The organism is Streptomyces griseoluteus (assembly GCF_004784465.1).
Taxonomy (GTDB): Bacteria; Actinomycetota; Actinomycetes; order Streptomycetales; family Streptomycetaceae; genus Streptomyces; species Streptomyces griseoluteus.
Genome location: NZ_SRRU01000001.1, coordinates 995898 through 1019615, shown reverse-complemented (window position 1 = coordinate 1019615; position 23718 = coordinate 995898). Strand labels below are relative to the sequence as shown.

The window sequence follows — 23718 nt, the reverse complement described above, 5'->3', positions numbered from 1 at the left end:
GGCCGCTCACTCCACGCCGATGAGCAGCGGCGCGCCCTGCCGGCCGCCCCGGTAGACCACGGTGTCGACGGCGAGGTAGGACTCGCGGACGCGGGCTTCGAGGCGGTCGGCGACGGCCTCGGGGGCGTCGTCGCCGACGACCAGGGTGACCAGCTCGCCGCCCGCCTGGAGCATGCGGTCGAGCACGGTTTCGGCAGTGCCGGTGAGGTCGGGGCCGATCACGGCGACGTCGCCGTCGATCAGCCCGAGCGCGTCCCCGGCCTGGCAGATCCCGGCCGTGGTCCACGACTGGCGCTCGGCGACGAGCACCTCGGCGTACCGGGTGGCACCGGCGGCCGAGGTCATCTGGACCACGTCCTCGTCGAACCGGCGCTCCGGTTCGTGCACGGCCAGCGCCGCGATGCCCTGGACCGCCGAGCGGGTCGGGATCAGGGCGACCCGGACGCCCTCGGCGCGTACCTGCTCGGCGGCCGCGGCGGCCGTGTGGCGCAGTTCGGCGTCGTTGGGCAGCAGGACGACCTCGCGGGCGTGCGCGCGCCGGAGCGCCTGGGCCAGCTCCCCGCTGGCGGGCGGCTCACCGGGGCGGGCGAGGACGGTGATGGCGCCCGCCTCGGCGTACAGCCCGGCCAGCCCCTCGCCGGGCACCACGGCGACGACGGCCCGCTGCGCCGGTTCGCGCGGCGGCCGCTCCCCGCCCGTGTGGACGTCCCCGACGGCGAAGTGGGTGATCCTGATCCGGTGCGGCCGCCCGGCTTCGACGCCCGCCTCCACGGCGGCACCGGCGTCGTCCACGTGCACATGGACGTTCCACAGCCCGTCGCCGCCGACCACGACCAGGGAGTCGCCGAGGGTGTCGAGCCGTTCCCGGAGCCGGGCCACGGCCGCGTCGTCGGCCTCCAGCAGGTAGATGACCTCGTAGGCGGGCCCGCCCTCCCCCGCGTGCTCGGGGGCCGCCGGGCAGACGTCGGCCCCGGCCGCCCCGGTGTACGTCTCCTCGGGAAGTGCCTCTCCCGTGACCGCCTCCACGAGTGAGGACAGCACGGTCACCAGACCGCGTCCGCCCGCGTCCACGACCCCGGCGCGGCCGAGCACGGCCAGTTGCCGGGGGGTGGCGGCCAGGGCCGCGCGCGCTCCCTCGTAGGCGGCCAGGACGACCGCCCCGCAGTCGCCCTCGGCTCCGTCGGCCGCGTCGGCGGCGGCCGAGGCGACGGTGAGCACGGTGCCCTCGACCGGGTGGGCGACGGCCTCGCGGGCGGCGTCGGCGGCCCGGCGCAGCGCCCGCCGCAGATCGATGCCGTCGGCGTGGGACACGTCACCCACGCCGTCGGCGGCGAGCACCTGGGCCAGGCCGCGCAGGAGCTGGGCGAGGATCGTGCCGGAGTTGCCGCGGGCGCCGATCAGCGCGCCGTGGGCCATCGCGCGCAAGGCGTCCGCGAGCGAAGGACCGCCTTGCTCGTACCCGGCGAACACCGCTTCGACGGCCGCCGTCGCCGACTCCACGGTCAGATACAGATTGGTGCCGGTGTCCCCGTCGGCCACGGGATAGACATTGATCGCGTCGATCTCCTCGCGCGCCCGGCCCAGCGAACGCAGCGCCAGACCGCACCAGGTACGCACCGCGAGAGCATCAAGGAATGTCTGCGGCACCTGCGCCACCTGCGCCTCCCTGTGGCTGGACGTGGGACGCAGCGTAGACCGTGGGGCGGCGTCCATCACGGGAGGGCCGGGCACGGGATGCCGGGCCGCCATGGTAGTTTCGTTGTACGGAAGCAGTCGTTGTATGCTGCTCCGGTTGCCCGATCCCGGTCGGGCCATTCCCCCTGGCAGCGCCACTCAAGATCTCAGGTCTCCTGATCTCGATTCCGGCATGCCGGGATCAACCGTAAGTGCATCTGAAGTCTTTGGAGTGACCCGTGGCTGCCAACTGCGACGTCTGCGGCAAGGGGCCGGGCTTCGGCAACAACATCTCGCACTCGCACCGCCGTACGTCCCGTCGCTGGAACCCGAACATCCAGCGCGTCCGTACCGTGGTCGGCGGGACGCCGAAGCGCGTGAACGCTTGCACCTCGTGCATCAAGGCCGGCAAGGTCTCGCGCTGACGCACAGCTAAGCGCGCGGCCACTGTCGGTTGCTGCGTCGAGCCGGTCCACCTTCGGGTGGGCCGGCTCTTCGCGTTGCCTTCTCGCCTATCGGAAGCGCCAGCCGTGGTCCACGGGGCCGATCCCGGCGCCCAGCGCGAACCCCCGGGCGATCGCCCCGGTGACGTACTCCTTGGCCGCCGTGACCGCCTCCGGCACGGGCAGCCCCTTCGCCAGCCCCGCGGCGATGGCGGAGGCCAGAGTGCAGCCGGTGCCGTGGGTGTGCCGGTTGTCGTGGCGCGGGGCACGCAGCCAGAACTCCTGGTCGCCGTCGGTGAGCAGGTCCACGGCCTCGCCCGTGAGATGCCCGCCCTTGATCAGCACCCACTGGGGCCCGTGGGCCAGTACGGCTTCCGCCGCGGGGCGGAGATCGGCCTCCGAAGCGACCTTCAGTCCTGTGAGCTGGGCCACTTCGTCCAGGTTCGGGGTGGCCACGGTCGCCACCGGGAGGAGCCGGGTGCGCACCGAGTCCAGTGCGGAGGCGGCGAGGAGCGGGTCGCCGTGCTTGGAGACGCCCACCGGGTCCACCACCACGGGCGCGTCCGTACCGGAGATCAACTCCGCGACCGCCTCCACCAGTTCCGCCGAGGCCAGCATCCCGGTCTTCACAGCCTGGACGCCGATGTCGTCCACCACACTGCGGTACTGCGCCCGCACCGCCTCCACCGGCAGCTCCCAGGCGCCCTGCACTCCGAGGGAGTTCTGCGCGGTCACGGCGGTGATCACGCTCATCCCGTGCACGCCCAGCGCCAGCATCGTCTTCAGGTCGGCCTGGATGCCCGCTCCGCCGCCGGAGTCCGAGCCGGCCACGGTCAGGACGCGCGGCGGCGCCTGCCCGGCGGGCCTCACTCGGGGTCCCCGAAGTGGTCCCAGCCGCCCGTCGCGGTCCAGGGCGCCCCGTCCACGGTCACCTGGGGCAGCGCCGAGGGGTTGAGCACCTCGCCGATCACCTTCCAGCGGGCCGGGAGCTTGGTGTCCGGCGGGAAGGTCGCCACGATCGCGTGGTCCTCTCCCCCGGTGAGCACCCACTGCAGCGGGTCGACCCCGACCGCCTGGCCGATGTCGTTCATCTGCGTCGGGATGTCGATCGCACCGGAGCGGATGTCGATCCGTACCTTGCTGGCGTCCGCGATGTGCCCGAGGTCCGCGATCAGTCCGTCGCTGACGTCGCACATCGCGGTCGCGCCGAGCGCGGCGGCGGCCGGCCCCGCGTGGTACGGCGGCTCGGGACGGCGGTGGGCCTCCACGAAGGCACGCGGCGAGCGGAAGCCCCGCGAGAGCACCGCGTACCCGGCGGCGGACCAGCCCAGCCAGCCCGTGACGGCCACCAGGTCGCCGGGCTGCGCGCCCGCGCGGGTCACCGGCTCCTGGTTGCGCAGATCACCGAGCGCGGTGATCGACACCATGATCGTGTCGCCGCGTACGACGTCGCCGCCGACCACGGAGGCGCCCGCGACCTGGCACTCGTCGCGCAGGCCGTCCATCAGCTCGGTCGGCCAGGTCACCGGAAGTTCGGCGGGGACGACCAGGCCGAGCAGCAGGGCGGTGGGCACGGCGCCCATCGCCGCGATGTCGGCGAGGTTCTGGGCGGCGGCCTTGCGGCCCACGTCGTACGCCGTGGACCAGTCGCGGCGGAAGTGCCGGCCCTCCAGCAGGATGTCGGTGCTCGCCACCACCCGGCGGTCCGGGGCGGCGACCACGGCGGCGTCGTCACCGGGGCCGACCCGGACCGCCGGGGTGGTGGTGAGACGGGAGGTCAGCTCCCGGATGAGCCCGAACTCACCAAGCTCACCCACTGTGCCCTTCATGGCCTCAAGCCCCTTCTGTACCTGTCCCGTGCCCGGTCGCGCGTCATCAGTGTCCCCGATACGGTCGAGGTGTCCGTCAACTTCCGTCGTGCCCGCACCCCGGCGCGCGTGCCCCGTTCCCCAGGGTCTCCCCTCGGAGAGCGGCGACGCGATACCGTGGCGTTCCTCTTCCCCACATGATCCTCGTGGCCGCCCTGGAGGTTCCGTGGTACAGGCGTACATCCTGATCCAGACCGAGGTCGGCAAGGCGTCGACCGTCGCCGAGACGATCGGCAGGATTCCTGGAGTGATCCAGGCCGAGGACGTGACGGGGCCCTATGACGTCATCGTCCGCGCCCAGTCCGACACCGTCGACGAGCTGGGTCGCATGGTGGTCGCCAAGGTCCAGCAAGTGGACGGCATCACACGCACCCTGACCTGCCCGGTCGTGCATCTGTAGCCCCCGTCTACGCTTGGCCGGTGAACTTCTTCCGTCACCGGCCCCTCGGCCTGCTCGCGCCCACGCTGCTGATCGCGGTCGCGGGCTGTTCCACGGCGGACGACGGCTCCACGGTCGCGGCTCCCCGCCCCGACGCGCGCACCGCCCCCCTGTGCCGGCGTCTGGACGAGGCGCTGCCCGGGAAGGTGGACGGCCGGCACCGCGACGACCCACGGCCCGCTTCCGCCTATACGGCGGGCTGGTCGGGCCCGGCGATCATACTGCGCTGCGGGGTGGTCCGGCCGCCGAAGATGACCGACCCCGAGGTCGCCCAGGGCCACGACCCCCATGCGCTGGCCGGCGGGGTGGACGGCGTGGACTGGCTGATGGAGAAGCGGGACGACGGTTCCTCGCGCTTCACCACCGCCAACCGCCGCGCCTACGTGGAGGTCACGCTGCCCGAGGAGTTGTCCGGCCCGGACGACTCGACGGCGGTCCTGGTCGACCTGGCCCCGGCCGTGAAGAAGGCGATCCCCGAGGGGATCGCCTCCATGCGGTGATGCGGTGATGCGGTGAGCGCCTAGCGCAGCCCGGTCGGGCGGCGCAGTGCCGCCTGGATCAGGCGGTCCACCAGCTCCGCGTAGCCGACGCCGGACGCCTCCCACATCTTGGGGTACATCGAGATGGGGGTGAAGCCGGGCAGGGTGTTGATCTCGTTGATGACGAACTCGCCGTCGTCGGTGAGGAAGAAGTCCGCGCGGACCAGGCCCTCGCAGGACGCCGCCTCGAACGCCTCGACCGCGAGCCGCTGGAGCTCGGCGGTCTGCTCGTCGGTGAGCGGGGCCGGGACGACACCGGGCGTGGAGTCGATGTACTTGGCGTCGAAGTCGTAGTACGCGTGCGCGCTGGGCGGCGGGATCTCGGCGGGGACCGAGGCGCGCGGGCCGTCCTCGAACTCCAGGACGCCGCACTCGATCTCGCGGCCGGACAGCGCGGCCTCCACGATGATCTTCGGGTCGTGGCGCTGGGCCTCGGCGATGGCCTCGTCCAGACCGGAGAGGTCCTCGACCTTGGTGATGCCGATGGAGGAGCCGGCGCGGGCGGGCTTCACGAACAGCGGCCAGCCGTGCTCACCGGCGAAGTCCACGATCCGCTTGCGGGCGGCGGACTCGTCCCGCTGCCACTCGCGGGGCCGGATCACCATGTACGGGCCGACCTTGAGCCCGAAGGAGGTGAACACCCGCTTCATGTAGTCCTTGTCCTGGCCGACGGCCGAGGCGAGCACGCCCGAGCCGACGTAGGGCACACCGGACAGCTCCAGCAGACCCTGGAGGGTGCCGTCCTCCCCGAAGGGGCCGTGCAGCACCGGGAAGACCACGTCGACCTCGCCGAGCGCCTTGGGCACCGCGCCGGGCTCGCTGTAGACGACCTCACGGTTGGCCGGGTCGACGGGGAGCACCACTCCGCCCTCGGTGGACTCCGCCACGTCCAGGACCTCCGGGGTGCGGCGGTCCGTGATGGCCATCCGCTGCGGCTCGTCGGCCGTCAGCACCCAGCGGCCGTCACGGGTGATGCCGATCGGCAGGACGTCGTACTTGGTCCGGTCGATGGCGCCCAGCACGGCACCCGCGGTGACGGTGGAGATCCCGTGTTCGGAGGAGCGGCCGCCGAACACGACGGCCACACGCGGCTTGCGGGGCTGCGCCGCAGGGTTCTGGGGGAGGTTCTCGGTGCTCATATCGCGTTGAGAGTACCCGTTGGTAGTGCCCCCGGACAGCGGCGACCCGGCGCTTTCGCTCAGCGTCGTTCGGGCTTCGCGCTGCGCGACATCAGCTCCTTGAGAGCGACCACGGGCGGCTTGGCGTCGTGCACGATTCCGACGACCGTCTCGGTGATCGGCATGTCGACACCGTGCCTGCGGGCCAGATCCAGCACGGACTCGCAGGACTTGACGCCCTCGGCGGTCTGCTTGGTGACCGCGATGGTCTCTTCGAGCGTCATGCCCTTGCCGAGGTTCGTGCCGAAGGTGTGGTTGCGGGACAGCGGCGAGGAGCAGGTCGCCACCAGGTCCCCGAGTCCGGCGAGTCCGGAGAAGGTCAGCGGGTCGGCGCCGAGCGCCATGCCGAGCCGGGTGGTCTCGGCGAGGCCGCGCGTGATGAGCGAGCCCTTGGCGTTGTCGCCGAGCCCCATGCCGTCCGCGATGCCGACGGCGAGACCGATGACGTTCTTGACCGCGCCGCCGAGTTCGCAGCCGATGACGTCGGTGTTGGTGTACGGCCGGAAGTACGGGGTGTGGCAGGCCGCCTGGAGCCGCCGGGCGACCTCCTCGTCGGTGCAGGCGACCACGGCGGCGGCGGGCATCCGGGCGGCGATCTCACGGGCCAGGTTGGGCCCGGTGACGACGGCGATCCGTTCGGGGCGGACCTTGGCGACGTCCTCGATGACCTCGCTCATCCGCATGGCGGAGCCGAGTTCGACGCCCTTCATCAGGGAGACGAGCACGGTGTGCGGGGCCAGCAGCGGGGCCCAGTCGGCGAGGTTGGCGCGCAGGGTCTGGGAGGGGATCGCCAGGACGACGAAGTCCGCGTCCCCGAGCGCCTCGGCGGCGTCGGAGGTGGCGCGCACGCCCGGCGGAAGCTCGACGCCGGGCAGGTAGCCGGGGTTGGCGCGCGTGGAGTTGACCGCGTCGGCCACTTCGGCGCGGCGGGCCCAGAGGGTGACCTCGCAGCCCGCGTCGGCGAGGACCACGGCGAACGCGGTGCCCCAGGAGCCGGTGCCCATGACGGCGACCCGGACAGGCGTGCTCACTTGCCGCTCCCCCCTTCGGTGGCGGTGGGCGTGACCTCGGCGGCGGGCGCGGGCACGGTGTCCTGGACCTGGCCGTCGTCCGGCCGGACCGCGTGGCCGGCCGGGGCGACCGGACCGGACTGGGCGCGGGTGCGGCGGCGCTGCTCGATCCGCTCGCGGCGCGGGTCGTAGGGCACCGCCGGCGCCTTCTCGCCGCGGATCTCCTCGAGCTGGCGGGTGATGGCCGCCATGATGACCTCGGTGGCCTCCCTGAGGACGTCGGCGGTCATCTCCCGGTCGTAGAACCGGGAGAGGTCCACCGGCGGGCCGGCCAGGACGTGGTGGGTCTTGCGCGGGAAGAGGTTCGGCTTCTTCGCGTAGGGGGGCAGGAGTTCGTTGACGCCCCACTGGGCGACCGGCACGACCGGGCACTTGGTCTGCAGGGCCACGCGCGCGGCACCGGTCTTGGCCGTCATGGGCCAGCCGTCGGGGTCGCGGGTCAGGGTGCCCTCGGGGTAGAAGGCGACGCACTCGCCCTTCTCCACCGCCTCGATCGCGGCGCGGAATGCGCTCAGCGCGTCGCTGCTCTCGCGGTAGACGGGGATCTGCCCGGTACCGCGCATCGCGGCGCCGACGAATCCCTTCTTGAAAAGGCCGCTCTTCGCCAGGAATCGCGGAACCCGTCCGGTGTTGTACTGATAGTGCGCGTACGCGAAGGGGTCCACATGGGAATTGTGGTTCACCGCGGTGATAAATCCGCCGTCGGCCGGAATGTGCTCCATTCCTCGCCAGTCCCGCTTGATCAGAACCGCCAGCGGCGGTTTGCAGATCACCGCGGCGAAGCGGTACCAGAAGCCGATTCTGCGGCGGGACACGCGGACACCTTCCTCCATGGCCTCTGAGGGCCTTCACCTCGGCCGGGGGCCGGACAAGTGTGACTCCGGGCCGCCGGTCTGTCGAGGACACCGTACGCCCGCATGTCCGCGGCGACCGCCCCCGGACCGGCCTTCACATCATTCCCCCACCCGTCGGGGCGGCTCGGGCCGTCCGGTGGGAGCGGGTGACAATGAGCGCGAGCAGAGAGGGGCGGTACGCCGGTGCAGTGGAGCTTGGTCATCCCCCTGAAGCCCTTGGCACGGGCGAAAAGCAGGCTGGCGGACGCCGTTGCCGCCGGAGCGCGGCCGGGGCTGGTGCTGGCGTTCGCGCAGGACACGGTGGCCGCCGTACTGGAGTGTCCCGAGGTCGCGGATGTGGCGGTCGTCACGGACGACCCGGTGGCCGGGCGTGCGCTGGCCGCGCTCGGTGCCCGGATCGTGCCGGACGAGCCGGCCGGGGGGCTGAACGCCGCGCTGGCGCACGGCGCCTCGGCGGTGCGCTCCGTCCGCCCGGAGGCGGCCGTCGCCGCGCTCAACGCCGATCTGCCCGCGCTGCGCCCGGCGGAGCTGGCGCGGGTCCTCACGGCGGCGGCCGAATTCCCGCGCGCCTTCCTGGCGGACGCGGCCGCGTGGGGCACGACGCTGCTCGCGGCGGCGCCCGGCCGGGAGCTGGCCCCGGCCTTCGGCGGCGCCTCGCGCGCCCGGCACCGCGCCTCGGGCGCGGCGGAACTGGCGCCGGGCAGCGTGGAATCGGTACGGCGGGACGTGGACACCGGCGACGACCTGCGGGTGGCGCTGGCGCTGGGCGTGGGCCCGTACACCGCGGCGGCGAGCGCCTCGTGGACCGCGCCGGTGCCGCTCGCCGGGCAGTAGGCTGCGGACATGCAGGCCACCGCTTACACCTACGACCCCGAGAGCCGCAGCGGGCAGGTGCTGCTCGACGACGGCACCCCGGTGCCCTTCGACGCGGCCGCGTTCGACGCGGGCGGGCTGCGGTTGCTGCGGCCCGGTCAGCGGGTGCGGATCGAGACCGAGGGGCGGGGCGAGGGGCTGCGGATCACACTGGTGACCCTCCAGACCTTCTGAACGGGCCCTGAGCGGCCGTGTGAACGCACCGCGGGCCGGACTCCCCCGGGGAGTCCGGCCCGGCGCGTGTGAGCCCTGAGGGACCGGGTGCCGTGGAAGGCCGTGCCTCTAGCGGGCGGTGGTCTTCTTGGCGGTGGTCTTGCGTGCCGTCGACTTCTTGGCGGGCGCCTTCTTGGCGGTGACCTTCTTCGCGGGAGCCTTCTTCGCGGTGGTCTTCTTGGCGGCCGCGGCAGTGCCGGTGGCCTTCTTGGCCGGGGCCTTCTTCGCGGCGGCCTTCTTGGCGGTGGCCGTGGTCTTCTTCGCCGGCGCCGCCTTCTTGGCGGTGGTCTTCTTCGCGGCGGCCTTGGTGGCCTTCTTGGCCGCGGCCTTCTTCACGGTCGCGGAAGCGCCGCCGGTCAGGCTGCCCTTGGGCGCCTTCTTCACGGAGACCTCGCCACCACGGGGAAGCTTCTTCGAACCGCTCACCAGGTCCTTGAAGCCCTGACCGGCGCGGAAGCGCGGAACCGAGGTCTTCTTGACCCGAACACGCTCGCCCGTCTGGGGGTTACGGGCGTAGCGGGCGGGGCGGTCCACCTTCTCGAAGGACCCGAAGCCGGTGACCGAGACCCGGTCCCCCGCGACGACGGCGCGGACGATGGCATCCAGGACCGCGTCGACAGCATCGGCGGCCTGCTGGCGGCCACCCATCTTGTCGGCAATCGCTTCTACGAGCTGCGCCTTGTTCACGTCTTCCCCTTCGGAGACATCGCCAGAACGAAAGTGTTCAAGCTTTTTCGCACGTTAGGCAGATATATACCGCAAATCAAACACGAAACGGGCTTCTCACCCTTGTGCCGCATCGGTTTCGGCGGTCCCGAACTGGATTCAGCGGTCCTCTTCGGGCATCCGTCCCGCTTCGAGGTCCGCGGTGAATCGTTCGAGACGCGTTGCCGCGCCGGCGGGATCATGTTTGGCCGCGGCCGTAATGACCAGCAGCTTCCGGGTCAGCGCCATCCGTACGCCCTCCGGGACTTGCAGTGTGCGCACGGTTGCGTGCGCTTGTTTGAGTTGGTCCGCGACTGCCGCATAGAGCTGGAGTTGGCCGTCGTGTTCCATGCACAGATTGTGCCATCTGGGGCGAGTTGTCGCCTGCGCAGGGGGCAACTGCCGCCTCCGCGCGCCGTTTCGGGGCTCGGGGAGGGGGCGCCGCCGGAGCCCGCCCGGAACTGCAACTTCGTTGCGGTGAAGGGGAGTTGAGGAGCACGCTGAGTGCGCTCGCGGGCGTCCGGGCCCGGACATGCGCGTACCCCCAATCGTGGCGATCGGGGGTACGCGGCGGCCGTCGAGGTGGCCGAAACCTTATGTGTGCGAGCGGTTGCTCAGCTTGTCAGCGTGCGGGGCTTGTGCGCCGGGCGGGCCTTCTCGAAGGCGGCGATGTCGTCCTCGTCGCGCAGGGTGAGGGAGATGTCGTCCAGACCGTTCAGCAGCCGCCAGCGGGAGTTCTCGTCCAGCTCGAAGGAGGCGGTGATGCCCTCGGCGCGCACCTCACGGGCTTCGAGGTCGACCGTGATCGCGGCCTCGGGGTCGCGTTCGGTCAGCTCCCAGAGCGCGTCCACGATCTTCTGCTCCAGCACCACTGTGAGCAGGCCGTTCTTCAGCGAGTTGCCGCGGAAGATGTCGGCGAAGCGGGCGGAGATCACGGCCTTGAAGCCGTAGTTCTGCAGCGCCCAGACGGCGTGCTCGCGGGAGGAGCCGGTGCCGAAGTCGGGGCCGGCGACCAGGACCGTGGCGCCCTGCCGCTCGGGGCGGTTGAGGACGAAGGTGTCGTCCTTGCGCCAGGCCTCGAAGAGACCGTCCTCGAAGCCGTCGCGGGTGACCTTCTTGAGCCAGTGGGCGGGGATGATCTGGTCGGTGTCGACGTTGCTGCGGCGCAGCGGCACGGCCCGGCCGGTGTGGGTGGTGAAGGCTTCCATCGTTATCGCACTCCAGCGGACACGGGGGTGTCGGACAGGTCGGCGGGCGAGCCGAGGTGACCGAGGACGGCGGTGGCGGCGGCGACCTGCGGCGAGACCAGGTGCGTGCGGCCGCCCTTGCCCTGCCTGCCCTCGAAGTTGCGGTTGGAGGTGGAGGCGGAGCGCTCCCCCGGCGCGAGCTGGTCGGGGTTCATGCCCAGGCACATCGAGCAGCCCGCGTACCGCCATTCGGCACCGGCCTCCTTGAAGACCACGTCCAGCCCCTCGGAGACGGCCTGCAGGCCCACTCGCGCGGAGCCGGGGACGACCAGCATCCGTACACCGTCGGCGACTTTGCGGTCCTTGAGGATCTCGGCGACCGAGCGCAGGTCCTCGATGCGGCCGTTGGTGCAGGAGCCTACGAAGACGGTGTCCACGGCGATGTCCCGCAGCGGCTGCCCGGCGGTCAACCCCATGTATTCCAGGGCCTTTTCGGCGGCGTGGCGCTCCGATGCGTCTTCGTACGAAGCCGGGTCGGGGACGTGCGACGAAAGCGGCGCTCCCTGGCCGGGGTTGGTGCCCCAGGTGACGAACGGGGAGAGTCCGGCCGCGTCGATGACGACCTCGGCGTCGAAGACCGCGTCGTCGTCGGTGCGCAGCGTCCTCCAGTACTCCACCGCCTCGTCCCAGTCGGCACCCTCCGGGGCGTGCGGGCGCCCCTTCAGGTAGGCGAAGGTGGTCTCGTCGGGGGCGATCATGCCCGCGCGGGCGCCGGCCTCGATGGACATGTTGCAGATGGTCATCCGCGCCTCCATCGACAGCTTCTCGATGGCGGAGCCGCGGTACTCCAGGACGTAGCCCTGGCCGCCGCCGGTGCCGATCCGGGCGATGATCGCCAGGATCAGGTCCTTGGCGGTGACGCCCTCGGGCAGTTCGCCCTCCACGGTGATCGCCATGGTCTTCGGGCGGGCCATCGGCAGCGTCTGGGTCGCCAGTACGTGCTCGACCTGCGAGGTGCCGATACCGAAGGCGAGCGCCCCGAACGCACCGTGCGTGGAGGTGTGGGAGTCGCCGCACACCACGGTCGTACCGGGCTGCGTCAGCCCGAGCTGCGGGCCGACCACGTGCACCACGCCCTGCTCGACATCACCCAGCGGGTGCAGCCGCACCCCGAACTCCGCGCAGTTCTTGCGCAGCGTCTCCAACTGGGCCCGCGAGACCGGGTCCGCGATCGGCTTGTCGATGTCGAGCGTCGGGGTGTTGTGGTCCTCGGTGGCGATGGTCAGGTCGAGACGACGGACCCCGCGACCGCTCTTACGGAGACCGTCGAACGCCTGCGGGCTGGTCACCTCGTGCAGCAGGTGCAGATCGATGTAGAGAAGGTCGGGCTCGCCCTCGGCGCGCCGGACGACATGGTCGTCCCAGACCTTCTCCGCGAGTGTCCTACCCATCGCTTTCCCTCCGGCCGGCCACGGTTCCGCCGACACATCTAGAGAACCTGAGGAAGCGACGCCCGCGCCGTGATCTCGGTGCGTACGGGCGCCTTGCACCGCGCCCGCCGTACGCGGGCCGCCGTGTGCTTCAAGAGTGGCGCGTTCCGGAGAAAATTGAACTTGCGTTTCACAGAGTGAGACGGGAGTATCGTTGCATGGACAACAGTAGCGGCGTCGGCGTTCTGGACAAGGCGGCCCTTGTCCTGAGCGCTCTGGAGTCCGGTCCGGCCACCCTCGCGGGTCTGGTCGGGGCCACCGGACTGGCACGACCCACGGCCCACCGGCTGGCCGTGGCTCTGGAGCACCACCGACTGGTGGCGCGGGACATGCAGGGCCGGTTCATCCTGGGCCCGCGCCTGTCGGAGCTGGCCGCGGCGGCCGGCGAGGACCGGCTGCTGGCGACGGCCGGCCCGGTGCTCACACACCTGCGGGACGTGACGGGCGAGAGCGCGCAGCTCTACCGGCGCCAGGGTGACATGCGGATCTGTGTGGCGGCCGCGGAGCGGCTGTCCGGACTGCGGGACACGGTGCCGGTGGGCTCGACACTCACGATGAAGGCGGGTTCCTCGGCGCAGATCCTCATGGCCTGGGAGGAGCCCGAGCGGCTGCACCGGGGTCTGCAGGGGGCGCGCTTCACGGCGACGGCGCTGTCCGGGGTGCGCCGCCGGGGCTGGGCGCAGTCGATCGGCGAGCGGGAGCCTGGCGTGGCCTCGGTCTCGGCGCCGGTGCGCGGGCCGTCCAACCGCGTGGTGGCCGCCGTCTCGGTCTCCGGACCGATCGAGCGGCTGACCAGGCACCCCGGCCGGATGCACGCCCAGGCGGTGATCGACGCGGCCTCCCGGCTGTCCGAGGCGCTGCGCCGCTCCGGCTGAGCGCCGACGCGACCGATTCCACGCTTCCCCCCGGGCGGGAGCGGGCCCCAACGCCGCGGCCCGCTCCCGCCCGGCCTGTTCTGCTCAACCGGGCCACGGCGAGCGGCTGTTGGGACCGGGCCCGGAAAACAGCGAAGGCCCCCCGCTTACGCGAGGAGCCTTCCTTCTGTACCCCCGACCGGATTCGAACCGGCGCTACCGCCTTGAGAGGGCGGCGTGCTAGGCCGCTACACAACGGGGGCCTGGACACTGCGTTTCCGCAGGTCCGAGCTGGTCTACCTGGACTCGAACCAAGACTAACTGAACCAGAATCAGTCGTGCTGCCAATTACACCATAGACCAATGATGGTTTAGACCAGTCAGTACCCCCGACCGGATTCGAACCGGCGCTACCGCCTTGAGAGGGCGGCGTGCTAGGCCGCTACACAACGGGGGCCCTAGCGATTCCGAGTGATCGGAACCAGTACCCCCGACCGGATTCGAACCGGCGCTACTGCCTTGAGAGGGCAGCGTGCTAGGCCGCTACACAACGGGGGCTCGCGGACAAGATCCGCGGGTGCAGATGAGCTCTGCGAGCTGGCCTACCTGGACTCGAACCAAGACTAACTGAACCAGAATCAGTCGTGCTGCCAATTACACCATAGGCCACTGGAACGCAAGCCCCGAGCGGGGATCTTGTTCTAGCAGATGCGCCTGGGGCCCGGCCTTTCGGCCCGTTCCCCTCGGCGCAGGAAGAACATTACCCGAAGGTGGACGGGGCTCCAAAACGGGTATCCGAGCGGACCAGCGCCGGGAGTTCGGCGAGGCTGGTGATCCGGTGCGCCAGGACCGTCCCGGCCGCCCGCGCGTGCGGGCCGCCCCGGTCGATCCATACGGACATCATCCCGGCCTCCGCCGCGCCCCGCCCGTCGATCTCCGGATGGTCCCCGACGTACGCCACCTCGTGCGGGGGCAGCCCCAGCCCCTCGCAGGCGGCCAGGAAGGCCCCGGCGGCCGGCTTGGACACCCCCAGCTCGACGGCGCACAGCACGGACTCGAACCGGTCCCGCAGGCCCAGGGTGCGCAGCTTGTGCTCCTGGACGGTCAGGCTGGAGTTGGACAGCACCGCGTGCCGGTGCTCCGGGAGGGCGTCCAGGGCGGGCAGCACGTCCGGGAAGACCTGCCAGGCCGCCTGGTAGTGCCCGACGTAGCGCAGAAACCATTCCTCAGCCTCGGCGTCACTGAGTTCCGCGCCCAGGAAGGCCCGCACCCGGTCCAGCCGCTGCCCCTCGAAGGTGGCCTCCCCCGCCGCGTGCCGGGCCCAGTGGGCCTCGGTCGCCGTCCGCCACGCCGCGAGCGCCTGTTCCGGCGTCTCGAACCGGGCGAGCAGCCCCTCCGCCAGCAGGTGTGCCCGCATGCCCTCACGGTCGGCGGTGGTGTAGTCGAAAAGGGTGTCGTCCACGTCCCAGACCACGGCTCGGATGCTCATGGGCCGACGGTAACGGGCGCCCACCCCCGCGGCAGCGCGCCGGAACGCCGAGGGACGGCATCCGGTGGCCGGATGCCGCCCCTGGCGGTGTGGCGTTCGTTACGCCGCGAGCCGCTCCAGTGCGGCGTCGATGCGGGCCAGCGTCTTCTCCTTGCCGAGTACCTCCAGGGACTCGAACAGGGGGAGGCCGACGGTGCGGCCGGTCACGGCCACGCGGACCGGGGCCTGGGCCTTGCCGAGCTTGAGACCGTGGGCCTCGCCGGCGGCCAGGACGGCCTCCTTGAGGGATTCGGCCGAGGTCCAGTCGGCGGACTCGAGCTTCTCCCGCGCGGTGCGCAGCAGCGCGTCCGAGCCTTCCTTCATGGCCTTGCTCCACGAAGCCTCGTCGAAGACGGGCTCGGGCAGGAAGAGGAAGTCGACGTTGTCGGTGATCTCGGAGAGCACCTTGACCCGGGTCTGGGCGTGCGGGGCGATCGCCTGCCACTTGGCCTCGTCGAAGTCCTCCGGCGCCCAGGGGGCGACCGGGGCCTTCAGCCACGGGGTGCAGCGCTCGGTGAAGTCCTTCACGTCGAGCAGCCGGATGTGGTCGGCGTTGATCGCCTCGCACTTCTTCAGGTCGAAGCGCGCCGGGTTGGGGTTCACGTCCGAGATGTCGAAGGCGGCCACCATCTCAGCGATCGAGAAGATGTCCTGGTCCGCCGAGAGCGACCAGCCCAGCAGGGAGAGGTAGTTGAGCAGGCCCTCGGGCAGGAAGCCGCGCTCGCGGTAGAGGTTGAGCGAGGCCTGCGGGTCGCGCTTGGAGAGCTTCTTGTTGCCCTCGCCCATCACGTACGGCAGGTGGCCGAAGGCCGGGATCTGCTTGGCGATGCCCAGCTCCATGAGCGCCTTGTAGAGGGCGATCTGGCGCGGGGTGGAGGAGAGCAGGTCCTCGCCGCGCAGGACGTGGGTGATGTCCATCAGCGCGTCGTCGACCGGGTTCACCAGGGTGTACAGCGGGGCGCCGTTCGCGCGCACGATGCCGTAGTCCGGGACGTTCTCCGGGAGGTAGGTGATCTCGCCGCGCACCAGGTCGTCGAAGGTGATCGGCTCGTCCGGCATCCGGAAACGCACGATCGGCTCGCGGCCCTGGGCCTTGAACTCCTCGACCTGCGCGGCGCTCAGCTCGCGGCAGTGGCCGTCGTACCCGGAGGGCTTGCCCGCGGCGCGGGCGGCCTCGCGGCGGGTGTCCAGCTCGTCCTGGGAGCAGTAGCAGTGGTAGGCGTAGCCGCCGTCCAGGAGCTTGTTCGCGACGTCCTGGTAGATGTCCATCCGCTGCGACTGGCGGTACGGCGCGTGCGGGCCGCCGACCTCGGGGCCCTCGTCCCAGTCGAAGCCGAGCCAGCGCATGGCGTCCAGGAGCTGGTTGTAGGACTCCTCGGAGTCGCGGGCCGCGTCGGTGTCCTCGATCCGGAAGACCAGGGTGCCCTCGTGGTGGCGGGCGAACGCCCAGTTGAACAGGGCGGTGCGCACCAGGCCCACATGGGGGTTACCGGTGGGCGAGGGACAGAAACGGACGCGTACAGGTGCGCTAGCCACGCTTGACAACCTTGTTGGTGAGAGTGCCGATGCCTTCGATGGTGACGGCGACCTCGTCGCCGACGCTCATGGAGCCGACGCCCGCGGGGGTGCCGGTGAGGATCACGTCGCCGGGGAGCAGCGTCATGGCCTCGGAGATGTTGACGATCAGGTCCTCGATGGGGTGGACCATCTCGCTGGTGCGCCCGAGCTGGCGCTGCTCGCCGTTGAGGGTGAGCTGGACGGTGAGGTCGTTCGCGCGGGCCAGGTCGATGTCCGTCTCCACCCAGGGGCCGAGCGGGCAGGAGGAGTCGAAGCCCTTGGCGCGGGCCCACTGCTTCTCGGCGCGCTGCACATCGCGGGCGGTGACGTCGTTGGCGCAGGTGTAGCCGAAGATGACGTCCTTGACGCGCTCGCGCGGGACCTCGCGGCACATGCGGCCGATGACCACGGCCAGCTCGGCCTCGTAGTGGAGTTCCCTGGTGAAGGGCGGGTACTGGATGTCGTCGCCGGGGCCGATCACCGAGGTGGAGGGCTTGAAGAAGGCGAACGGGACGTCCGGCACCTCGCTGCCCAGTTCCCTGGCGTGCTCGGCGTAGTTGCGGCCGAAGGCCACGACCTTGTTGGGGAGCACCGGGGGGAGCAGCCGGACCTTGCTGAGGGGCACCTTGGTGCCGGACAGCTCGTGGTCGGCGAAGGGGATGCCCTTGATGATGTCGAGGACGAGCTCGTCCTGCTTGTCGCCCTCGACCGCGCCGAAGGCTACGTTCCCGTCGATGGAGAACCTGGCGATGCGCACGGGATTCTGGCGCCTCTCACTGAGAACCGGCGTACTGACGTCCCAGGTTAACCGGTCCGCGCGTCCGGCGTTCGGCCGGTGGTGCGGGTGGCGGTTATACGGCGTGGAAACGGGGGCGGATTAATTCGGGATTTCCGATGGCCAGGGGCGACTGCCCGGCGGGGCGGTGACCCAGTGGTGGCACGGGCCGCCCGGGCAGGGAGCCGGGGCAGGGGCGCATTACGGGTAATGCCGCCGGACGAGGCCGGAAAAAGGGCGGGCCGGGATTAGCGGGAGAGCCGATATCCCTCGCCGTGGCGGTAATCCGTCGGGCCGGAAAAACGAGCGCGGCCCGGTGGGCCGTCACGGGTGGACGGGCCGCCGGGCCGCGCTCGGCCGGGACGGGTGCGCTCAGACGCCGGCCTCGGCCACGGCGGAGGCGGGCAGCTCCATCAGAATGGTGCGCCGGGGGTTGGCGGTCCGGTCGGGGAGGTCGGTGGGGTGCTCGGGCAGCTCGGCGATCCGCAGTTCGCCGGCGTCGTTCAGGTGCGCCAGCGTCGTGCGTCGCGGGTTCGCCGTCGTCTGGAACATCATCGTCGTCTTCACCGTTGTCGTCCTGTGGCGTCGTGATCGGGTGGGAATGGGCAGAGCCGCTCATCCTGTAAAGCGTCAGGCTAAACATGCGAATCCCCGTCACTCACGTGAACCACCCGTGATCGGGGTGTGAGTTTGCTCACTACGAGCTACACAAATGGGTCAATTCAGACTGTGGGCCTTGGGCGATGAAACGGACATTGGTCGACTGAACCCACCATTCCGCTCCTGATCATGGCGACTGGGACACCGTTCGAGGGTCCCGCACAGGCACTCGACTCGCCGGAATTGCCCACCTATACGGGTGATCCGGTTCCACCCGTCGTGACCCCCGGATCACACGCCGTCACGTAGGTCACAGCTCGGGGTACGTCTCTTGTTGGAGATCCGGCACTGTGCTGGAATGCCACGGACCGCCGCAGGAACGAGCCGGCGCAGGGGGCGCGACGCCGCGCCGAGTGGCGGTGAGCAAGGGGGGAATCCAGCGCCGGTCACTCAAGACCACACGGGGGGCGTATTCAGGGCGCCCTTCATGACGCCGACACCGTGTCCCGCCGTTCACGCGGAGGGGCGCCTGGTCCAGAGGTTGCGACGCTAGTGCAGGGACGTTTCAAGAGGGATGGCAGCGCTTCGGCCGAGCCGGAGCCGCACGGCGGGACCGACCGTGGTTCCTCGCACCAGCACGCCCAGAGCGCCGGCAAGGGCCCTTCCGGCGACAACGGCGAGCGCGGGGGACGCCCCGGCGCGTCCGCCCCGGCCGGCGCGTCCGGCACCAAGCCCGTGGCACCCGCCGCGAAGACCGCGAAGAGCACGCCCAGCACCGGCTCGCGCATGGCGCTGCGCAACTGGCGCATCTCCACGCGTCTGGTCTCGCTGCTCGCGCTGCCGGTGGTCGCGGCCACCACGCTCGGTGGTCTGCGCATCGGCGACTCGATGGACGACATCAAGCAGCTCGACAACATGAAGCTGCTGACCGAGATGACCCAGCGCGCGACCGAGCTGGCCGCCGCCCTCCAGGAGGAGCGCGACCAGTCCGCCGGTCCCCTGGCGCACGGTCTCAAGTCGTCCGACTACACGGTCAAGGGCTTCCGCGACAAGACGGACAACGCGAAGAAGACCTTCGAGGACTCCGCCGAGGACATCGACGCGGCGAGCAAGGGCGGCAACCTCCAGGGCGTCCGCGACACCCTGGTCGGCCTGGTCTCCCAGCTCGACGCACTCGGCAAGATCCGCCGGGACGCGTACTCCTCCGAGGGCAACTCGACCCAGACCGTCGAGGCGTACCACCGGCTGATCACCCAGCTCATCGACCTCTCCCAGGACATGGCCGAGGCGTCGAGCAACCCGGAGATGATCCAGCGCACCCGCGCCCTGGCCGCGTTCTCCACGGCCAAGGAGTACGCCTCGGTGCAGCGAGCCGTCATCGCGGCCGCCCTGCCCGCCAGCAACGCCACCAAGGGCGACCTGTCGACCAACGACCGCCTCTACGGCGAGGCCGCGTACGACAGCGAGGGCTCCGAGCTCAACATCTTCCGCAAGGTCTACGCGAGCCAGGGCGCCGAGGAGATCCTCAAGCCCATCGACGAGAACAACCCGACGATCCAGGCCGCCGACCTCTACGCCAAGCGCGTCTTCGAGTCGCGCGACGGCCTGGCGGGACAGCCGGCGCGCTCGTACCTGGACTGGGTGGACGACAGCTCCACCAAGATCCAGCAGATGAAGAAGATCGAGCACGAGCTGCTCGACAGCATGGAGCAGAAGGCCCGCGAGCTGAAGGCGACCTCCGAGCAGGAGGCGATCATCTCGGGTGTGCTGATCCTGCTCGTGCTCGGTGTCTCGCTGGTCGGCGCGTTCGTCGTGGCCCGGTCCATGATCCGCTCGCTGCGCCGTCTCCAGGACACCGCCACCAAGGTCGCCCAGGACCGCCTGCCCGAGCTGGTCAAGCAGCTCTCCGAGTCCGACCCGCAGGACGTCGACACGTCCGTGGAGTCGGTCGGTGTGCACTCGCGGGACGAGATCGGCAAGGTGGCCGCGGCCTTCGACGAGGTGCACCACGAGGCGGTCCGGCTCGCCGCCGAGCAGGCGCTGCTGCGAGGCAACGTCAACGCGATGTTCACCAACCTCTCGCGCCGCTCCCAGGGTCTGATCCAGCGTCAGCTCTCGCTCATCTCCGAGCTGGAGTCCCGCGAGGCCGACCCCGACCAGCTCTCCTCGCTGTTCAAGCTCGACCACCTCGCGACCCGCATGCGCCGTAACGGCGAGAACCTCCTCGTCCTCGCCGGTGAGGAGCCCGGCCGGCGCTGGACCCGCCCGGTCCCGCTGGTCGACGTGCTCCGCGCCGCCGCCTCCGAGGTGGAGCAGTACGAGCGCATCGAGCTGGCGTCGGTGCCGAGCACCGAGGTCGCCGGCCGCGTCGTCAACGACCTCGTGCACCTCCTCGCCGAGCTGCTGGAGAACGCCACCTCGTTCTCCTCCCCGCAGACCAAGGTCAAGGTCACCGGTCACGCGCTGCCCGACGGCCGCGTGCTGATCGAGATCCACGACACCGGCATCGGCCTCTCCCCCGAGGACCTCGCCGCGATCAACGAGCGCCTCGCCGCGCCGCCCACCGTGGACGTGTCGGTCTCCCGCCGCATGGGTCTGTTCGTGGTCGGCCGTCTGTCGCAGCGCCACGGCATCCGCATCCAGCTCCGCCCGTCCGACTCCGGTGGTACGACCGCGCTGGTCATGCTGCCCGTCGACGTCGCCCAGGGCGGCAAGAAGCCCGCTCCGGGCAAGGCCGGCGCCTCTGGTTCCGGTGGCGGTCCCGCCGCCGCGCAGGCAGCGGCCGGTGCCGCGGCGGCGCGCCGGAACAACGGCGGTGGCGGTGGCGGTGCCCTCGGCGGCGCCCCGGCCGCCGGCGGACGCCTCACCGGCGGCCCCGGCCAGCGCGGCCAGGTCGGCGCGGGCCAGGGTCCGCGAGCGGCGCTTCCCGGCACCGGTCAGAACGGCGGCCGTCCCGGCGGTCCCGGTGCCGCCCGTGGCCCGCAGGGCCCCGGTGCCTTCCAGCCGAACCAGTCCAGCCAGCAGAACCAGCAGAACCGTCCGGCCCCCGCCGGCCAGGCTCCGGGTGCCCCGCAGGGCATGCACCCCGCGAACCCCGGCGGCCCGCAGCAGGACGCCTTCGGCGGCCGCGGCCCGGCCCAGCAGCAGCGCGGTGGCGCCGGCGCAGGTGCCGAGCAGGGGCGTCAGCCGCAGCTCCCGCCGCGTGGTGGCCCGCGTGCCGAGCTGCCCGGCGGCAACCCGGCCTCGCGTGCCTCACTGGACGTGCCGCGCGGCCACGACGAGCAGGACCCGTCGCAGACCGCGCGCATGCCGCGCATCGACGACCGGCAGGGCATGGGCGGCACCGCCGAGATGCCCCGCATCGACGCGCAGGACCCGTCGCAGACCGGTGGCTTCCCCCGCCAGGACCTGTACGGCGCGGGCGATCAGCAGCAGCACACCGGGCAGTTCGCCCGGCCCGGCGCCAACGGGGTCCAGCACACAGGGCAGTTCCAGCGTCCGGGTGCGGGCGACCAGCAGAACATGGGCCAGTACCACCAGCCCGGCGCCCAGCAGGCGGGCGGCTACGGCCGTCAGCAGGGCGGCGACGAGTACACCCGCCCCGACCTGTTCGGCGGCCCCCAGGGCCGGCAGCAGGGCCAGCAGAACCCGCAGGCCCCGCAGCACACCGGCCAGTTCCCGGTCCAGCAGGGCTACGACGCGTACCAGGCCGGCCAGACCGGCCAGCACGCGCTGCCCGGCCGCCCGGCGCTGCACCAGAACGGCAACCAGGCCGCGCAGAACCCGAACCAGGCGGGCAACACCGGCCAGTTCGAGCAGCAGCGGCCCGCCGCCCCGCAGCGTCCGGCGCGTCAGGCGCCGGCCGACAACTGGGCGCTGCCCCCGGCCCCCGCCGGCAGCCCTGGTGACGGCCGTACCCCGCTGTACGACACGCTGGAGACCAACTGGTTCCAGCAGGAACAGCAGCAGCCGGAGTCCGCTCCGGCCGCCCCTCAGCAGTCGCAGGCGCAGGCCCCCACGCCCGCCCCGCAGCAGTCGTCGTCCACCACCGGCTCGTGGCGCACCTCTCCGAACGACGAACTCGTCCGGCAGGCGGAGCGCGTACGACAGCCCGCGGCGGGCGGTGTCACCACCTCCGGTCTGCCGCGCCGTGTGCCCAAGGCGAACCTCGTCCCGGGCACGGCACAGCAGCAACAGCACCACAGCGGTCCGCAGGTCTCCCGTGCGCCTGACGACGTACGCGGCCGGCTGACCAATCTCCGTCGGGGTATCGCTCAGGGCCGTCAGGCCGGGGGCGGCCAGACCGGCAGCTTCCCGAGCCCCACTCACCAGCAGGAGCGTTAGTTGAGTCCGATGAGCCAGGCGGCACAGAACCTGAACTGGTTGATCACCAACTTCGTGGACAACACCCCAGGGGTGTCGCACACGGTGGTGGTCTCCGCCGACGGCCTTCTGCTGGCGATGTCCGAAGGCTTCCCGAGGGACCGCGCCGACCAGTTGGCGGCCGTCGCGTCCGGCCTGACCTCTCTCACGGCCGGGGCATCCCGGATCTTCGAGGGTGGCAGCGTGGCGCAGACCGTCGTCGAGATGGAACGCGGCTTTCTGTTCCTCATGTCCGTCTCGGACGGGTCGTCCCTCGCCGTCCTCGCGCACCCCGAGTGCGACATCGGCCTCGTGGGCTACGAGATGACCCTGCTCGTCGACCGCGCGGGTGCGGTACTCACCCCGGACCTGCGCGCCGAACTACAAGGCAGTCTGCTCCACTGACCCACCCCGGCACCACCCAGCACACGAAACAACCGTCCGGCCGCCACAATCCCCCCACCGGCCCCGTCAGACGGCACGACTGACCAACTTGCTGTCCCGCCCGGAGGATTCATGACCCCGCCCAACGCCTCTCATGATCCGTACGCGGAACCGTACGGCGATGAGGGCGACCAGCCACTGGTACGTCCTTACGCGATGACCGGTGGCCGGACCCGGCCGCGCTACCAGCTCGCCATCGAGGCGCTGATCAGCACCACGGCCGACCCGGCAGCGCTGATGGGAATGCTCCCTGAGCACCAGCGCATCTGCCACCTCTGCCGGGAGGTCAAGTCGGTCGCGGAGGTCTCCGCGCTCCTGGCCATGCCCCTCGGCGTGGCCCGCATTCTGGTGGCCGACCTCGCCGAGGCCGGCATGGTCGCCGTTCACCAGCCGGGCGGCGACGAGAACAACGGCGGCGCTCCCGATGTGACGCTGCTCGAAAGGGTGCTCAGTGGACTTCGCAAGCTCTGACTCGGGGCGGGCCACGACCTCCGCCAAGATCGTGGTGGCGGGCGGCTTCGGCGTGGGCAAGACCACGTTCGTGGGCGCCGTCTCGGAGATCAATCCCCTGCGCACCGAGGCCGTCATGACGTCCGCGTCCGCGGGCATCGACGACCTCACCCACACCGGGGACAAGACCACCACCACGGTGGCCATGGACTTCGGCCGTATCACCCTGGACCAGGACCTGATCCTGTACCTCTTCGGTACGCCCGGTCAGGACCGCTTCTGGTTCATGTGGGACGACCTGGTGCGCGGCGCCATCGGCGCGGTGGTGCTCGTGGACACCCGGCGGCTCGCGGACTGTTTCCCGGCCGTGGACTACTTCGAGAACTCGGGCCTGCCGTTCGTCGTCGCCCTCAACGGCTTCGACGGCCAGCAGCCGTACAACCCGGACGAGGTCCGCGAGGCCCTGCAGATCGGGCCTGACGCCCCGATCATCACGACCGACGCCCGGCACCGCTCGGACGCCAAGAGCGCGCTGATCACCCTGGTCGAGCACGCCCTGATGGCCCGTCTGCGGTAGGGCCTCAAGTGCGATCTGCCCTAAGGCAGTTGTCGTAG

General features: G+C 71.2%; 24 protein-coding genes and 5 tRNA genes. 10 read left to right on the top strand and 19 right to left on the bottom strand.

What is annotated here, in order from left to right:
- Positions 1-6: 6 nt before the first annotated feature.
- Positions 7-1656, bottom strand: a complete 1650-nt coding sequence (locus E5082_RS04735) for a DAK2 domain-containing protein (protein WP_135789974.1) — start codon at positions 1654-1656, stop codon at positions 7-9.
- A 257-nt stretch (positions 1657-1913) separates the two neighbouring features.
- On the opposite strand from E5082_RS04735, the gene rpmB reads away from it, so the two are divergent.
- Positions 1914-2099 (top strand): 50S ribosomal protein L28, encoded by a 186-nt coding sequence (gene rpmB, locus E5082_RS04730; protein WP_003993230.1) that lies wholly within the window; start codon positions 1914-1916, stop codon positions 2097-2099.
- Positions 2100-2186: 87 nt separating this feature from the next.
- On the opposite strand, the gene thiD is transcribed toward rpmB, so the two are convergent.
- Entirely contained in the window at positions 2187-2987 is an 801-nt protein-coding gene (gene thiD / locus E5082_RS04725; RefSeq protein ID WP_135789973.1) for a bifunctional hydroxymethylpyrimidine kinase/phosphomethylpyrimidine kinase, read from the bottom strand.
- Positions 2984-3946, bottom strand: a complete 963-nt coding sequence (locus E5082_RS04720) for a thiamine-phosphate kinase (protein ID WP_030808471.1) — start codon at positions 3944-3946, stop codon at positions 2984-2986. The genes thiD and E5082_RS04720 overlap by 4 nt, the downstream gene beginning before the upstream one ends.
- A 205-nt stretch (positions 3947-4151) precedes the next feature.
- On the opposite strand from E5082_RS04720, the gene E5082_RS04715 reads away from it, so the two are divergent.
- Both E5082_RS04715 and E5082_RS04710 read left to right on the top strand, forming a co-directional pair.
- Positions 4152-4385, top strand: coding sequence for an Lrp/AsnC family transcriptional regulator (locus tag E5082_RS04715; protein ID WP_030808468.1), 234 nt, complete (start codon positions 4152-4154; stop codon positions 4383-4385).
- Between the two features lie 20 nt (positions 4386-4405).
- Positions 4406-4924, top strand: a complete 519-nt coding sequence (locus E5082_RS04710) for a DUF3515 domain-containing protein (protein WP_135789972.1) — start codon at positions 4406-4408, stop codon at positions 4922-4924.
- Between the two features lie 20 nt (positions 4925-4944).
- On the opposite strand, the gene E5082_RS04705 is transcribed toward E5082_RS04710, so the two are convergent.
- From E5082_RS04705 to E5082_RS04695, 3 genes are read right to left on the bottom strand one after another with little or no spacing between them, the layout of a single operon-like run.
- Positions 4945-6102, bottom strand: coding sequence for a D-alanine--D-alanine ligase family protein (locus tag E5082_RS04705; protein ID WP_135789971.1), 1158 nt, complete (start codon positions 6100-6102; stop codon positions 4945-4947).
- Positions 6103-6161: 59 nt separating this feature from the next.
- A complete protein-coding gene (locus E5082_RS04700) occupies positions 6162-7172 on the bottom strand; it encodes an NAD(P)H-dependent glycerol-3-phosphate dehydrogenase (protein WP_135789970.1) in 1011 nt (336 codons plus the stop codon).
- Positions 7169-8026, bottom strand: a complete 858-nt coding sequence (locus E5082_RS04695; RefSeq protein ID WP_135789969.1) for a lysophospholipid acyltransferase family protein — start codon at positions 8024-8026, stop codon at positions 7169-7171. Before E5082_RS04695 ends, E5082_RS04700 begins: the two co-directional genes overlap by 4 nt.
- A gap of 222 nt (positions 8027-8248) precedes the next feature.
- On the opposite strand from E5082_RS04695, the gene cofC reads away from it, so the two are divergent.
- Both cofC and E5082_RS04685 read left to right on the top strand, forming a co-directional pair.
- Positions 8249-8899: a 2-phospho-L-lactate guanylyltransferase gene (gene cofC, locus E5082_RS04690; RefSeq protein ID WP_135789968.1), complete on the top strand. Its 651-nt coding sequence runs from the start codon at positions 8249-8251 to the stop codon at positions 8897-8899.
- 9 nt (positions 8900-8908) lie between these two features.
- On the top strand, positions 8909-9112 hold the full coding sequence (locus tag E5082_RS04685; RefSeq protein WP_031181780.1) for a hypothetical protein: 204 nt from the start codon (positions 8909-8911) through the stop codon (positions 9110-9112).
- Positions 9113-9220: 108 nt separating this feature from the next.
- Here E5082_RS04685 and E5082_RS04680 read toward each other — a convergent pair whose 3' ends face one another.
- From E5082_RS04680 to leuC, 4 genes are all read right to left on the bottom strand, one after another.
- Positions 9221-9838 carry an HU family DNA-binding protein gene (locus tag E5082_RS04680; protein ID WP_135789967.1) on the bottom strand — a complete coding sequence of 206 codons (618 nt, stop codon included), beginning with the start codon at positions 9836-9838 and terminating at the stop codon, positions 9221-9223.
- A gap of 138 nt (positions 9839-9976) precedes the next feature.
- Positions 9977-10207: an SCO5555 family protein gene (locus E5082_RS04675; RefSeq protein ID WP_086694074.1), complete on the bottom strand. Its 231-nt coding sequence runs from the start codon at positions 10205-10207 to the stop codon at positions 9977-9979.
- A gap of 263 nt (positions 10208-10470) precedes the next feature.
- Positions 10471-11064, bottom strand: coding sequence for a 3-isopropylmalate dehydratase small subunit (leuD, locus tag E5082_RS04670; protein WP_135789966.1), 594 nt, complete (start codon positions 11062-11064; stop codon positions 10471-10473).
- A gap of 2 nt (positions 11065-11066) precedes the next feature.
- Positions 11067-12494 (bottom strand): 3-isopropylmalate dehydratase large subunit, encoded by a 1428-nt coding sequence (gene leuC / locus E5082_RS04665; RefSeq protein ID WP_135789965.1) that lies wholly within the window; start codon positions 12492-12494, stop codon positions 11067-11069.
- 197 nt (positions 12495-12691) lie between these two features.
- Here leuC and ndgR point away from each other — a divergent pair, with 197 nt between their 5' ends.
- Positions 12692-13408, top strand: a complete 717-nt coding sequence (ndgR, locus tag E5082_RS04660) for an IclR family transcriptional regulator NdgR (RefSeq protein ID WP_030808445.1) — start codon at positions 12692-12694, stop codon at positions 13406-13408.
- Between the two features lie 169 nt (positions 13409-13577).
- On the opposite strand, the gene E5082_RS04655 is transcribed toward ndgR, so the two are convergent.
- From E5082_RS04655 to E5082_RS04615, 9 genes are all read right to left on the bottom strand, one after another.
- Positions 13578-13650 (bottom strand) — tRNA-Glu (locus E5082_RS04655).
- Positions 13651-13678: 28 nt separating this feature from the next.
- Positions 13679-13750, bottom strand: a tRNA-Gln gene (locus E5082_RS04650).
- 21 nt (positions 13751-13771) lie between these two features.
- Positions 13772-13844 (bottom strand) — tRNA-Glu (locus tag E5082_RS04645).
- 28 nt (positions 13845-13872) lie between these two features.
- Positions 13873-13945 (bottom strand) — tRNA-Glu (locus E5082_RS04640).
- Between the two features lie 39 nt (positions 13946-13984).
- Positions 13985-14056, bottom strand: a tRNA-Gln gene (locus E5082_RS04635).
- Between the two features lie 91 nt (positions 14057-14147).
- Positions 14148-14876 (bottom strand): HAD family hydrolase, encoded by a 729-nt coding sequence (locus E5082_RS04630; protein ID WP_190045371.1) that lies wholly within the window; start codon positions 14874-14876, stop codon positions 14148-14150.
- A gap of 99 nt (positions 14877-14975) precedes the next feature.
- Positions 14976-16460, bottom strand: a complete 1485-nt coding sequence (gene gltX / locus E5082_RS04625) for a glutamate--tRNA ligase (RefSeq protein WP_135789964.1) — start codon at positions 16458-16460, stop codon at positions 14976-14978.
- Positions 16444-17229 (bottom strand): fumarylacetoacetate hydrolase family protein, encoded by a 786-nt coding sequence (locus E5082_RS04620; RefSeq protein WP_135789963.1) that lies wholly within the window; start codon positions 17227-17229, stop codon positions 16444-16446. The genes gltX and E5082_RS04620 overlap by 17 nt, the downstream gene beginning before the upstream one ends.
- Positions 17230-17619: 390 nt before the next feature.
- Positions 17620-17814, bottom strand: coding sequence for a hypothetical protein (locus E5082_RS04615; protein ID WP_135789962.1), 195 nt, complete (start codon positions 17812-17814; stop codon positions 17620-17622).
- A 585-nt stretch (positions 17815-18399) separates the two neighbouring features.
- Here E5082_RS04615 and E5082_RS04610 point away from each other — a divergent pair.
- The 4 genes from E5082_RS04610 (at position 18400) to E5082_RS04595 (ending at position 23680) form a co-directional block, all read left to right on the top strand.
- The gene (locus E5082_RS04610; RefSeq protein ID WP_190045370.1) at positions 18400-22191 is read left to right on the top strand and encodes a sensor histidine kinase; all 3792 of its coding nucleotides are present in this window, start codon (positions 18400-18402) and stop codon (positions 22189-22191) included.
- 9 nt (positions 22192-22200) lie between these two features.
- Positions 22201-22614 carry a roadblock/LC7 domain-containing protein gene (locus E5082_RS04605; RefSeq protein WP_020128762.1) on the top strand — a complete coding sequence of 138 codons (414 nt, stop codon included), beginning with the start codon at positions 22201-22203 and terminating at the stop codon, positions 22612-22614.
- A 111-nt stretch (positions 22615-22725) separates the two neighbouring features.
- Positions 22726-23124: a DUF742 domain-containing protein gene (locus tag E5082_RS04600; RefSeq protein ID WP_030808431.1), complete on the top strand. Its 399-nt coding sequence runs from the start codon at positions 22726-22728 to the stop codon at positions 23122-23124.
- Positions 23105-23680, top strand: a complete 576-nt coding sequence (locus tag E5082_RS04595; protein WP_030808427.1) for a GTP-binding protein — start codon at positions 23105-23107, stop codon at positions 23678-23680. Before E5082_RS04600 ends, E5082_RS04595 begins: the two co-directional genes overlap by 20 nt.
- Positions 23681-23718 lie beyond the last annotated feature (38 nt).

Coding starts and splice junctions, on each gene's coding strand:
- E5082_RS04705 (WP_135789971.1), bottom strand. CDS start 6,102: ATGAGCACCGAGAACCTCCCCCAGAACCCTGCGGCGCAGCCCCGCAAG.
- E5082_RS04675 (WP_086694074.1), bottom strand. CDS start 10,207: ATGGAACACGACGGCCAACTCCAGCTCTATGCGGCAGTCGCGGACCAA.
- E5082_RS04630 (WP_190045371.1), bottom strand. CDS start 14,876: ATGAGCATCCGAGCCGTGGTCTGGGACGTGGACGACACCCTTTTCGAC.
- E5082_RS04720 (WP_030808471.1), bottom strand. CDS start 3,946: ATGAAGGGCACAGTGGGTGAGCTTGGTGAGTTCGGGCTCATCCGGGAG.
- E5082_RS04685 (WP_031181780.1), top strand. CDS start 8,909: ATGCAGGCCACCGCTTACACCTACGACCCCGAGAGCCGCAGCGGGCAG.
- E5082_RS04605 (WP_020128762.1), top strand. CDS start 22,201: ATGAGCCAGGCGGCACAGAACCTGAACTGGTTGATCACCAACTTCGTG.
- ndgR (WP_030808445.1), top strand. CDS start 12,692: ATGGACAACAGTAGCGGCGTCGGCGTTCTGGACAAGGCGGCCCTTGTC.
- leuC (WP_135789965.1), bottom strand. CDS start 12,494: ATGGGTAGGACACTCGCGGAGAAGGTCTGGGACGACCATGTCGTCCGG.
- leuD (WP_135789966.1), bottom strand. CDS start 11,064: ATGGAAGCCTTCACCACCCACACCGGCCGGGCCGTGCCGCTGCGCCGC.
- E5082_RS04600 (WP_030808431.1), top strand. CDS start 22,726: ATGACCCCGCCCAACGCCTCTCATGATCCGTACGCGGAACCGTACGGC.